Annotated in this window: 7 protein-coding genes and 1 pseudogene; 5 read left to right on the top strand and 3 right to left on the bottom strand. The window is 47.2% G+C overall.

Annotation, left to right across the window (positions count from 1 at the left end; all coding sequences use genetic code 11):
* A pseudogene (locus Q0668_RS15265) lies at window positions 1-229 on the top strand (ATP--guanido phosphotransferase); the annotation flags it as partial.
* A 235-nt stretch (window positions 230-464) separates the two neighbouring features.
* On the top strand, window positions 465-4,226 hold the full coding sequence (locus Q0668_RS15260) for a family 16 glycoside hydrolase (RefSeq protein WP_298866190.1): 3,762 nt from the start codon (window positions 465-467) through the stop codon (window positions 4,224-4,226).
* 67 nt (window positions 4,227-4,293) lie between these two features.
* Here Q0668_RS15260 and Q0668_RS15255 read toward each other — a convergent pair whose 3' ends face one another.
* Entirely contained in the window at window positions 4,294-5,961 is a 1,668-nt protein-coding gene (locus tag Q0668_RS15255) for an AarF/ABC1/UbiB kinase family protein (protein WP_298866188.1), read from the bottom strand.
* Between the two features lie 188 nt (window positions 5,962-6,149).
* Here Q0668_RS15255 and Q0668_RS15250 point away from each other — a divergent pair, with 188 nt between their 5' ends.
* The gene (locus Q0668_RS15250; protein WP_298866186.1) at window positions 6,150-7,448 is read left to right on the top strand and encodes a PQQ-binding-like beta-propeller repeat protein; all 1,299 of its coding nucleotides are present in this window, start codon (window positions 6,150-6,152) and stop codon (window positions 7,446-7,448) included.
* A gap of 14 nt (window positions 7,449-7,462) precedes the next feature.
* A complete protein-coding gene (gene hemL, locus Q0668_RS15245) occupies window positions 7,463-8,758 on the top strand; it encodes a glutamate-1-semialdehyde 2,1-aminomutase (RefSeq protein ID WP_298866184.1) in 1,296 nt (431 codons plus the stop codon).
* Window positions 8,759-8,794: 36 nt separating this feature from the next.
* Here the strand turns inward: hemL and Q0668_RS15240 are convergent, their stop codons facing one another.
* A complete protein-coding gene (locus Q0668_RS15240; RefSeq protein ID WP_298866181.1) occupies window positions 8,795-9,853 on the bottom strand; it encodes a M42 family metallopeptidase in 1,059 nt (352 codons plus the stop codon).
* 342 nt (window positions 9,854-10,195) lie between these two features.
* On the opposite strand from Q0668_RS15240, the gene Q0668_RS15235 reads away from it, so the two are divergent.
* Window positions 10,196-11,119 carry an HDOD domain-containing protein gene (locus tag Q0668_RS15235; protein WP_298866179.1) on the top strand — a complete coding sequence of 308 codons (924 nt, stop codon included), beginning with the start codon at window positions 10,196-10,198 and terminating at the stop codon, window positions 11,117-11,119.
* A 61-nt stretch (window positions 11,120-11,180) separates the two neighbouring features.
* Here Q0668_RS15235 and Q0668_RS15230 read toward each other — a convergent pair whose 3' ends face one another.
* Window positions 11,181-11,621: a hypothetical protein gene (locus Q0668_RS15230; RefSeq protein WP_298866177.1), complete on the bottom strand. Its 441-nt coding sequence runs from the start codon at window positions 11,619-11,621 to the stop codon at window positions 11,181-11,183.
* Window positions 11,622-12,414 lie beyond the last annotated feature (793 nt).

The raw sequence follows: 12,414 nt of genomic DNA, 5'->3' as shown, positions 1-12,414 counted from the left end.
ACCGGGTTCAACCACGCTGCCGATGGTGGTGTTCTCCAGTGTGCGGATGGGCGTGAATCTGGGGCTGATTGAAGATTTGCCTATCTCGACTTTGAATGAGATGTTCATTTTTACTCAACCCGCTCATTTACAGAAATTGCAAGGAGGCGAATTGGAATCCGGTGAACGGAATGCCGCCCGCGCCAATTATCTCCGTCAACGAATCAGCGACGCAAGCAGTTCCAATTGAACGACACTGTTACGGTTACTGCTTCAACTTTCCGTGTCGATCAGGACATGTATCGCACGACGCGCTCGACATGTCTGGGGATCCAATGTTAAGATGAAAACTGATTTCGAACGATTTTCAAAACGGGATATCATCAAAGTCATTCAGGTCACGAAACACCTTAGCACCTGAAAAAGTTCAATATTGTTTTTCCACTTTATCGATCATTACTCGCCCTTTTGACCGGGATACTACCATGCAAAAACCCGTCTGCCTGCTTTTCATTTTCCTGTTATGCATTACCAGTGCGGTCAACGCTCAGGAATTTCAAAATATTTTTAATGGCAAAGACCTCACGGGTTGGGCCGGAAGGGAAGGGTTCTGGACCGTCCAGGACGGGGCGATTGTCGGGGAAACAACTGCGGATAAACCAGCCAAACCAAATACCTTTTTGGTTTGGCAAGACGGAATAGTGAGTGATTTTGAGTTCAAGGCCACCGTCCGTTTTAAAGGTAACAACTCGGGAGTTCAATATCGCAGTGAGTTAGTCGATCCGGAGAAATTTATCCTTAAAGGTTATCAGGCCGATCTGCACCCGAAACCCGAATTTTTCGGCATGATGTATGGCGAAAAAACGGGGCGTGGGATTATCGCACAACGGTTCCAACGAGTCGAAGCTGGTGCGGAAGGTAAGCCGAAAGTTGTTGCGGAGATCGGCGACAAAAATCAAAAACTCGTCGATTGGGAATGGAACGAAATTCGTATCGTGGCCGTCGGAAACCGGATGGTCCATCAGATCAATGGGGTTAACACGATCGATTTGACTGATGATCATCCCGATGCGTTTGCGAAAGGTGTTCTTGGCCTTCAACTTCATGCTGGCCCTCCGATGAAAGTTGAGTTTAAGAACCTTCAATACCGCCCCTTAGCCGGTGCGGAAGCTGCGGCGGTTCTCAAAGCGGCAGTCGAAAATACGAAAAAGGCTCCCCCGTCCAAAAAAACGGGGAAAACAAAAACTCGCACGAATAAGAGGTTTGCCTGGGTTTCAGAAAAGCCTTCTCCAAGCTGGGTCTGGCGCACGGATCAACCCACGAGTAACGAGCCGATCTACCTTCGCAAAAAATTCGAAGTCTCCGGCCCAATCAAAGCTGCACGGCTCTATTTCACCTGTGATAACAGAGCAACAGTCTGGATTAATGGAAAAGATGCTGGTACCGCGACTGACTGGGGCAATCCTGTCATGAAGACTGATGCTAAAAAACTCATTCAAACCGGCTCAAATCAAATTGCGGTACGGGCCAATAATAATGGCGGAGTTGCTGCATTCATTTTCAAACTCGAAATTGAAACCGCAGAGGGAAAGAAACAACAGATTATTTCGACTCCCGATTGGAAAATTACGAATTCCGAAGCCAAAGGCTGGAAGCTCTTAAACTTTGATGATTCTGCCTGGAACCTGAAGCTGAAAAACATGGGTAACTTTGGAAGTGGCCCCTGGGGTAAGCCAGGAATTTCAAACCCGAGCGGTCTCGATATCGAGGATATTACCGCGGGCATCAAAGTCGCCAAAGGTTTCAAAGTTGAGCTGTTGTACGAAGTTCCCAAAGATGAGCAAGGCAGTTGGGTTTCACTCACAACGGACGGTAAAGGACGCTTGTTAGCCAGTGATCAAGGCGATAAAGGTCTCTACCGTATTTCCGTGACCGGACAATCTGAGAATCCGGATATCGAAGTAGAAAAAATGCCAGTCGCTCTCTCTGGTGCGCAGGGCTTGACCTGGCATGACAATGCGCTTTACTTTCACAAGAGCGGCGGTCACCTTTACAAGGTTACGGATTCCAACGGCGATGATAGTCTCGATACGTTTGAGGCACTCCCCAGTGAGCGCAGTGGTGGTGAGCATGGCAACCACGGTGTGATTGTGGCTGAGGATGGAAAACATCTCTACGTCATCGGCGGAAACCATGCTAACTTGCCGCCGAAAGAATCCATCATTCGCTCGAATGTACCAACCTGGAATGAAGATCTGCTTTTGCCGCGCGAGTGGGATGCCAACGGTCATGCGCGAGGTCGACTCGCTCCTGGTGGCTGGGTTTCTAAATTCGATCCGGTCAAGAAAACACATCAACTCATTTCCATCGGCTACCGCAACCAATACGATGTCGCCCTCAATCGATTCGGTGACCTTTTCACCTATGATGCAGATATGGAATGGGATCTGGGAACCCCCTGGTATCGCCCTACGCGAATCAATCATGCTGTGAGTGGATCAGACTATGGTTGGCGCAGCGGTTCCGGTAAATGGCCTGAATATTATGAAGATAGCCTGCCTGCAGTGGTAAATATTGGCCCGGGTTCCCCCACCGGCGTGATCAATGGCATCGGGGCGAAATTCCCTGCAAAATATCAGGACGCGATTTTCGCATTGGACTGGACGTTCGGCACGATTTACGCGATACACCTCGTCCCCGATGGCGCTGGTTATCGCGGGGAGCAGGAGGCGTTCTGCTACGGCGAACCTCTGCCTGTAACCGACGCGATTATTGGTGGGGATGGTGCCATGTATTTCACAATCGGTGGTCGTGGTACTCAATCGGCTCTGTTCCGTATTACATACGTTGGCGATGAATCGACTGAACCTGTTTCAGGTGAAATCGCGGGTGCAGATGCGCGGAAACTCCGGCGTAGTCTGGAAGCGTTTCACGGCAAAGTTGATTCCGCCGCTATAGACGCTGCCTGGCCTCATCTTTCCAGCTCTGACCGATGGTTACGCAATGCTGCACGTATCGCCATCGAATCCCAGCCCGTTGATCAATGGGCGTCGAAAGTCTTTTCCGAGAAAAATGCCCAGGCTCATATTTCCGGTGCGGTTGCTCTCGCCCGGATGGGAAATGAATCACATCTCGAAGCCCAAATCGCCGCACTCCTTAAGTTGAACCCTGCAGAGTTAAGCGAATCCCAATTTCTCGGTCTGCTTCGTGCTTATGCTCTGACCTTTATCCGTCTTGGCAAAGCAACGGCTGAACAACGCAAGCAAGTGATTGCTGCGCTCGATCCTCATTTGCCAAATAAGAGTAAAAATGTAAACACCGAGTTGGTTCGGGTATTAGTTTATCTGGAAGCACCGAATGTCGTTTCGAAAGCCATCAACCTTATCGCAAACCGAGGTAAGGCAGAAATTCCGGACTGGACCGAACTCGCGGGTCGCAATAAAAACTATGGGCGTCGGGTGCTGGAGATGCTCGCCAATCATCCGCCGACACACGAAATCAATTATGCCTTCATGCTTCGTAATTTGCGCAAAGGCTGGACTCTAGACCAACGTCGCTCTTACATCGAGTTCATCAACGCAGCCGCCAAGTATCCTGGTGGCAACAGTTACGGCAAATTTTTGGCCAACATGCGTGACGAAGCCCTCGGTAATATGAGCAATGTCGATCGTGGTGCCATCGCAGATATCAGCGGTGAGAAATTCAATCCCGTTCCCGATTTCAAAATCACCGCGCCCCAGGGTCCCGGTCAAAAATGGACGCTGGGCGAAGCGAACCAACACGCTAACCAGGGCAAAATGAAGGCGGGGAGTTTCGAGAATGGTCGCAACCTTTTCCACTCGCTGCGATGTGCCGCATGTCACCGATTTAATGGACTGGGCGGAGACGTTGGTCCGGACCTGACGACGGTTAAGAATAAATTCGATGCTAGATACATTCTCGAATCCATCATCGAGCCGAGCAAGGTGATTTCGGATCAATATCAGTCATCGACGGTGTTGACAACGGATGGACGCACTTTTACGGGACTTGTTTCGAATGCTGACGGCACCGTGGTAATCTATCCAGCCGATGTGAAAGTCAAACCGATCTCGCTGTCTGTTGAGGATGTAGAAGAAATCCTGCCCTCTTCCGTATCTCAGATGCCAAAGGAGATGTTGAATACGCTCAATGGGGATGAAGTCAGAGATTTGATGGCATATTTGTTGTCGGGTGGCGATCCGAAATCGAAAATCTATGGGAAGTAAAACAGGAAATCTATCGCTCTTCTTCGATCAATCAAAGGCGGGGCATGGCAGAGAATCGGTCTTATGATCACAGTCGGCCACTGCGGAATACTCCATAGATCAACCAGATTCCTAAGAGACTCGACATCATAAAAATGGGAATACTGACATAAACCAGACGTGAATCGGAGGAGATGGTAATCGCCGATGCCAAAATGAGTGCGGACATCACCATTCCAATAGCCAGTCGATTCCCGGAACGATCCATTTCGGTTGTCAGATGATCGATCCCTTTATGCTCCAGATGAATTCGGAGTTCATCATCGCTTAATTTTCCCAGGGTTCGCCCGATCTGTTCAGGCAGATCATGCATGACTTTTGTAAGGCTGCGGGCTTCTGTCCACATCCGACTGGCGATCGCACGAGGATGATATCTCTCGGAAGAAATCTTGTAGACGTAAGGTTCCATTTCCTGTGCAATATTTAAATCAGGGGCGATGTGGGAAGCAACGCCTTCCAAAGTAATCAATGCGCGAATCAGTAACATGATATCAACAGGACACCGGATTCTGTGAATTGCGAGTATATTGATAAAATCAGTCAACATTGCCCCCACCTTGATTTGCTCCAGGGGGATACCGTAATAGTTACCGATAAAATCGCGCAGGTCTGCGCGTAGCAGTTGATGATCAATATCTCTTTTGGTCTTACCGATGTTTAAAACGACTTCGACCAGACGAGTCGTATCTTTTCTAGCAACATTCAATAACAAGTCGATCAGTAAATCACGGCGTTCTTCTTCGAGAACTCCAATCATGCCGTAATCGATCAAACATATTGAACCATCGGGCATGACTCGAAAATTACCCGGATGGGGATCAGCGTGAAAAATTCCAAATTCAAACGTCATTTTCATAAAAATACGAGCGCCATTGGCGGCGACTTCATGCGCACTGATGGGAAGATTTTTCAACTCGTTCTCATTATCAATCCGGTAGCCGTCGATATACTCCATGGTAATGACATCGCCTTGTGTCAGTTCCCAGTGTATTTTGGGAACATATAACGTGGCGTCGTCTTGAAACAGACGATAAAACTCGTCGGTCGAACGTGCCTCTCTCATAAACTGCAGTTCCCGATGAATCGTGCGGGAAAACTGATTGACCAGGCCGACCGGATCAAATATTTCTGCATCCGGAAAATGACGCTCAATCATGGTTGCCAGTTCATACATCAGGCTCAAATCCTGTTCGATCACGCGATCGATATCAGGACGTTTAATTTTCACCACGAGTTCCGTTCCATCATGGAGACGGGCACGATGCACTTGCCCCAATGAGCCTGCCGCTAACGGTTGATGATCAAACGCTGCAAAGAGAGTATCAATCGAACCTTCCAATTCCCGTTCAACAATCTTGATCGCGATATCACTGGGAAAGGAAGGGACACTTTCTTGTAGCTTTGATAACTCTCTGACAACATCTCGCGGGACTAGATCGGGGCGCGTACTCACAACCTGACCGAATTTGATAAACGTGACGCCCAGGCTTTCCAAAGCGAGCCGAATACGTTTGGCACGGGTTAATTTGACTTCTGGTTCGGAACGTTTCCAGAATAAGAGTCTGCGCCCCAAGCGGAGATATCGTCTTAACCCCAGTTGATCAACCAGGTCATCAAAACCATAATTCATAAGAACCGTTACAATTTCGCGGCTTCTTCGTAAATTTCTTAATAACCGTAATGGGTTAGATTCCAAGGGATTCTCCTGCAAAGAAAGCGATCTCACAATTTTCCGTTTCCGTAAGCGCTGTCTCACATTCAGTTCGGCATTCAGTTCGGCATTCAGTTCGGTTTTACTTTTTTATCTTACCAGACTATAACAGAGCTTCCTATGCAGCAAAGCCCTGATCCTATTAAAATACGATTCGAAGAAATCTTGTCACTATGAACCTGGAACGCGGAGCCGGATATATGCGTTTTCTGAAAACCTTCTTATTCACGATACTTTTCACAACTTCAATCAGTTATGCCGGCGACTGGCCTCAGATTCTTGGCCCTTCTCGGAATGGTCATGCCAAAGGCGAAACGCTGGACGCGACATGGCCAGACGCTGGTCCGGCTGTCAATTGGCAGCGTGATGTCGGTAGTGGATATGCCGGCCTGGCTGTTTCACAAAATATTGCGATTTTATTTCATCGGATCGGCGATCAGGAAACGGTAGAAGCCCTGCAGGCTGAGACGGGGGAAGTACTCTGGAAACAGTCTGGCACAGTAAATTATCAAGGCACGTTTAATCCCAATAATGGTCCGATCGCTGTTCCATTGATTCACAAAAACCGGGTTTATACATTCGGAATTGCCGGTCGTCTGCAGTGCCTGGATTTCAAAACCGGCAAAAAAATCTGGTCACGTGAGACACACAGGGATTTTCAAGTCAAAGCAGGCTATTTTGGCGTTGGAAGTTCTCCCCTCATTGTGCAAGACAGATTGCTTGTGAATGTGGGAGGCAAACGTAAAAACGCAGGTATTGTTGCGTTCTCTCTCGATCAGGGAGTTACGCTCTGGCAGTGTATGCAGGATGATGCCAGCTATTCTTCTCCGATTGCCTCGTTTATTCACGGGCGATATTATGCGATCTTCATCACCCGTTCGCATCTGGCAGGAATTGATCCTCAGACGGGAAACATCCTGTTTCAATTTCCTTTTGGTAAACGAGGTCCGACAGTCAATGGCGCGAGTCCGGTTTTAGTTCGGGACTTTGTATTTGCAACATCCAGTTACGGAGTCGGTAGTTTCTGGGGTAAAATTGATCAGTTGAATGTCAACGAAGTCTGGAGAAGTCAGGAGATCATGTCGAGTCAGTATACAACGCCGATTGAATATGGTGGAACTTTAATTGGAATCGATGGTCGTCAGGACGTGGGCCCTACCCGGCTGCTCTGTTTCGAACCTCAAACCAAAAAAGTAAAATGGTCTCAGGACGATTTTGGTTATGCGACTTTGCTTGAAGCAGACGATAAATTGATTTTAATGAAAACAGATGGCACACTGGTTCTGGCAGAAGCATCCCGGGAAAAATATAAAGAACTGGGTCGTGCTCGCGTTCTCAATTCCACAACGCGGGCCCTGCCGGCGCTGTCCAATGGCCGGCTGTTTGTACGAGATGAGAAAACATTGAAATGTTTGCAGTTAAAAACTGAACAGGAAACCCCAAAAACACCCGAGAAATCCAGTTCGAAATAAGGATTTGAGAGACTATGTCATGCAGTCGACGCACTCAAAGTGAAAGAGAATTTGCAAGAGCCCTGAAAGTGATCCCGGGAGGGGTCAACAGTCCTGCACGCGCTTTTGGAGCAGTGGGTGGGCATCCGCTGATCATTGATCGTGGTGAAGGCCAGTATCTTTATGACATTGATGGAAACAGATACATTGATTTTGTCGGTTCCTGGGGACCTCATATTCTGGGACATCGCCATCCACGGGTGATCTCCCGAATAGAAGAAGCGCTTAAAAAGGGAACCAGCTTTGGTGCCCCTACTTTACTGGAAACAGAACTGGCCGAGCTTGTGGCTGAACTGGTTCCCTGTGTGGAAAAGGTCCGCATGGTCAATTCTGGTACAGAAGCGGCCATGAGTGCGATTCGCCTGGCGCGGGGTTTTACGGGACGAGATAAAATCATCAAATTTGCCGGCTGTTATCATGGGCATGTTGACAGTCTTCTGGTTCAGGCCGGCAGTGGGGCTTTGACTTTGGGGACTCCCTCCAGCCCTGGCATCCCGCAAGGATGCACAGCTGATACAGTGGTGCTCGAATATAACGATCTTGATCAGATCCGGGACACTTTTGCACAACAGGGTGATCAAATCGCCTGTTTGATTCTTGAACCGGTGGTCGGAAACATGGGTGTTGTGCTCCCGGAACCCGGGTTTCTGGAAACGATCCGCGAACTGTGCTCAAAAAACGGAACGGTATTTATCATGGATGAAGTAATGACCGGTTTTCGTGTCGGTTTAGGTGGCGCACAACAACGGTTCGGCATTACCCCCGACATCTGCATGCTGGGGAAAGTGATTGGTGGCGGCATGCCCGTGGGAGCCTATGGTGGCAAGTCGGAAATCATGGATACGATTTCGCCTGTTGGAACAGTTTATCAGGCGGGAACGCTTTCAGGGAACCCGATTGCGATGGCTTCGGGAATTGCGACACTGGAATGCCTGAAAGAAACGAATCCCTATCCTCAACTGGAAGAGAATACGCAACGTTTGACTGAGGGACTTCGCTCTGCTGCAACAAAAGCCGGATCACCTCATACGCTGGCAGAATGCGGTTCCATGTTTACCCTGTTCTTCAATCCAGACAAAGTGACCAACTATACGATCTCTGCTCGAAATGATGTCGAGCTTTTCGCTCGCTATTTTCAAGGCATGTTGGATCGGGGCATTTATCTCCCCTGCAGTCAGTTTGAAGCGAACTTCACTTCCGCGATGATGACTGATGATGATATCAATCAAACAATCCAGGCGGCTGGGGAAGTGCTACAGGAAATTGCCTGATTGAAATCATTCTCATTGATGAATAGGCATCCTGAATCAGGGCGTGAAGTCTGTCGATTCATCAATGCTCAGACAAAACTCTGCCAGTAATCGAGCGGCATGTTCTAAATCGTCTAATGAGATGACTTCTACAGGGCTATGCATATAGCGATTGGGAATGGCCACGATTCCTGTCGCCATACCTCCCTGATTCAATTGCATCGCGTTGGCATCATTGCCTGCAGGTCGTGAGATGCCATTAATCTGATAGGATATTTCATTTTTACTGGCTAATTGCGATAATGATGAAAAGACTACCGGGTTTACATTTGGTCCCCGATACACAACAGGTCCGCTTCCGACTTTGATATCGCCATGCTCCTTCTTGCTGACGGTGGGGCAATCGGTGGCATGAGTGACATCCACGGCAATTCCCACCTCGGGCTCAATCGAAAAAGCACTGGTACGTGCGCCTCTGAGTCCGATTTCCTCCTGGACTGTGGAAACGGAAAATACGCCGACATGTGGTGATTTTTCACTGACTTGACGCAAGGCTTCCATTACGACCCAGACGCCCACCCGGTTATCCATACCCGGGGCTGATGCCAGTTGATTCAACATGGGACGAAATCCCAATTCAAAAGTAATTGGATCTCCGATGGCAATTTTTTCGCGTGCTTCGTCTCCGCTTTTTGCTCCGATGTCGATCCAGAGATCTTTAATTTCCGGAACGGTTTTTCGTTCTTCAGGAGTCAAGAGGTGGATCGCCTTGCGGGCGATGACACCATGCACGGGACCGGAGGCGGTATGAACCTGCATGTTCTGCCCGATCAGCATCTGAATATCCCAACCGCCAATCAGATTCGCCCAAAGATAACCTTCATCGTCGATGTATTGAACTAACAGCCCAATTTGGTCACAGTGTCCTGCGAGCATAACGCGCCGTTTCGCACTTGGATTGACGGCTGCAATCACATTTCCATGCAGGTCTGTTTTCAGTTCATCGCTGAAGCTGCCAACATATTCACGAACCACCTCCTGAATCGGAGCTTCATAGCCAGAAGGTGCGGGAGTGTGGAGCAATTTTTTTAAGAAATCCAGCGATTGTGCATCCATGTATTTGGTCCTGGAAAATTGAGGGATATGACTTCTGTACAAAAAATAGCGATAACTTCTCGAAGGCACGCTATTTCGAATCTTGCATCTAAGTATCTTAATTTTAATAACTTATGGAAATATTTCAATCCGCTTGTATCGATGTTTTAAAAAGGAAACCATTGAAAACATTTCGAAAGTAGCTCAAACCATCGATGAAGACAAATTTGTATAAAAAGAGGGACTCCCCGACATCATCTTTAAGCTAAACTTTCTATACGGTTAGAGTGTTTCTTTAGACAAACCTGATTTAAACAACCGTGACCAGTTATCGCATCTTCAAATTGAGCTATTGAGAGTAACATGACTGATTGGATCAAATTACGAAAAAACCTGATTGGCGACGGAAAACAGAGTCCACTGCCTTCTCAAATCAAATTACCAATGCTGCCTAAAGCAGTCATGGAATTTTCGCAGAAAGCAGAAGATCCCAAATCGACGCCCAAAGTACTCAGTAAAATCATCGAAACTGATGCAGGAATTTCTTGTGAATTATTACGGATGGTCAATTCCAGTACCTTTGCTTTGCGGCGCAAAGTCTCTTCCATTCAACAAACGATCACTCTGTTGGGAATTCGCTCGACAAAACTCTTTTTAGTCACGACTGGTTTAAAACAAGCCATGTCGACGAGCGACTCAAAGTTAATCAATCTTCCCAATTTCTGGAGCACGAATCTGGAACGCGCATTGATGGCGCGGAAGATTGCACAACTCATGAAAGTTGATCCGGATGTCGCATTCTCGGCAGCCATGCTGCAAGATTTTCTCTTGCCGGTCTTATCAAAAGAACTATTCGACTTTTATCTGCAGTTTACAATCAACCAGGATAGCAACCCTTATTTGTTAAAAGAGTATGAACGCCAACAATTTAACTGGGATCATTGTGCTGCAGCCGCGAATGTGATGCTGGACTGGTCATTTCCCGATGAGCTAATTTGTTGCGTGTACCTGCATCACGAAGGTCTGAAACTGCTCACTGATCCGGAATTAGGAAAGACACCTGCAGCAGCAGTTGCTGTGGCTTCGTTGATTCCTGACCCGCTCAGACAAGACCCTGACGGCTTAAATCAACTGCTGACATTAAATGAAGCCTGGCCTGAGTTCAATCTGTTTGAATTCGCAGAACAAATTGATATCGAACTCAGGGAAGAATCAACGGCGGCCCGAAATTATCTCTCGTTGAAAAACCGCCTGGAAAAACATGCGACATTAATTAGCAATGAATAGACCGAGCTGACATTAATATTGAGCGGAAACCAAATTAGCAGCTTTCTGATTCGCTCTTAGTTCAGGAAGCGGTCGTTGAAAAATCACTCGATTGTTTCAGACTTTTCTCCCACTTTTCCTTTTCTGCCCTGACCTGCTCCTCGGTAGAGTTATCTTGATCAGCGACTTGATCACTCTTTAATAAAAAGCGTCCGTCTTCGGTATGCTGACAGAATTGTTTGAACCAGAGCATGCTGGCAACATTAGGTTGTGGGCTGTAAAGCGTAACTGCGATCCCTTTTTCATAGAGATCATAAAGCATCCCGAAAAAGCCGCTAGGAATGTATTTCACGAAGGATAATTCCACACCAATCGAATTACATTTTTCTTGATCGACTAAACGAGTCAGAGTTTCACGCAGCAATGACAAGTCGGCTCCATCCCAGATTTCCATTGTTCCGAAATCGAGGACGGTTACTCCCTCACGCACATAAACACTCATTCGATCGCGTTTTGAAGCCATGCCGTCGTTCTCTCTTTCTGTCTGTTGACTATCAAAGCTGTTAAACAGTGAACTGTTAAGAAGATTGAATAGACGCAAAGAGTGGACCATTATTGTCCAGATTCATTTACTTCCGATTTACAATGCCAACAAACCGTTTCAAAGAAGCAACTTATAAAATATTATCGCTTCTAAATTTCATTCTTTCTTAACGAGTACTGTTGTGCTTTTTCTACATCCAGGCAACGTATGTTGTAAAAAGACATCATGGTTGACCCTACTGTTGAAACACTCAACAAACCTAACTCTGATCTTCTGCTGTATAGACTAATTATAACTACGACAGACCATCGACAAGCGTTGGATTTTGTAAACTGAACTATATCTGAGTGTGGACGATTTAACTGAAAATTTCTAACACACGTTAAGAACAGTTACTGAACATGTCTAAAATGCCTTGAAGATTGAACATGATTCATCGGTTGAGAGTAACCATGTCCCGTCTTCGCTGGTTGGTTGAAAAAATCAAACACGACAGGGACGACAGTTACTTTAGCGAGAAGTAGAAAGGTGAGAAGCACCAATAAGGTCTAGCTTGTGCCCAGGATTACTATGGCGTCTCCAAAGCCATTAGAAACGAGTACAAAAGAACGAAGGGCGCTATGGTTAAATAAGATGTGCCCTAGGTAGTGTTTCTTATTTCCAATAGTTCATAGCAACTTCGGAGGAACCGTGGCTAATGCCCTTCGGCTAATGATCAAAACAAGATCAGCCGCAAGGCATTAGCCGCGGTTAATACCGATCTCGTTAAAGG

This window comes from uncultured Gimesia sp. (assembly GCF_937910335.1).
Taxonomy (GTDB): Bacteria; Planctomycetota; Planctomycetia; order Planctomycetales; family Planctomycetaceae; genus Gimesia.
Note: the sequence above shows the minus strand (reverse complement) of the source record. Positions and strands in the feature narration are given on the sequence as shown.

What these genes read in the sequence shown, in the direction of transcription:
- Q0668_RS15235 (WP_298866179.1), top strand. Translation starts at nt 10,196, where the DNA reads ATGACTGATTGGATCAAATTACGAAAAAACCTGATTGGCGACGGAAAA.
- Q0668_RS15240 (WP_298866181.1), bottom strand. Translation starts at nt 9,853, where the DNA reads ATGGATGCACAATCGCTGGATTTCTTAAAAAAATTGCTCCACACTCCC.
- Q0668_RS15250 (WP_298866186.1), top strand. Translation starts at nt 6,150, where the DNA reads ATGAACCTGGAACGCGGAGCCGGATATATGCGTTTTCTGAAAACCTTC.
- Q0668_RS15230 (WP_298866177.1), bottom strand. Translation starts at nt 11,621, where the DNA reads ATGGCTTCAAAACGCGATCGAATGAGTGTTTATGTGCGTGAGGGAGTA.
- Q0668_RS15260 (WP_298866190.1), top strand. Translation starts at nt 465, where the DNA reads ATGCAAAAACCCGTCTGCCTGCTTTTCATTTTCCTGTTATGCATTACC.
- hemL (WP_298866184.1), top strand. Translation starts at nt 7,463, where the DNA reads ATGTCATGCAGTCGACGCACTCAAAGTGAAAGAGAATTTGCAAGAGCC.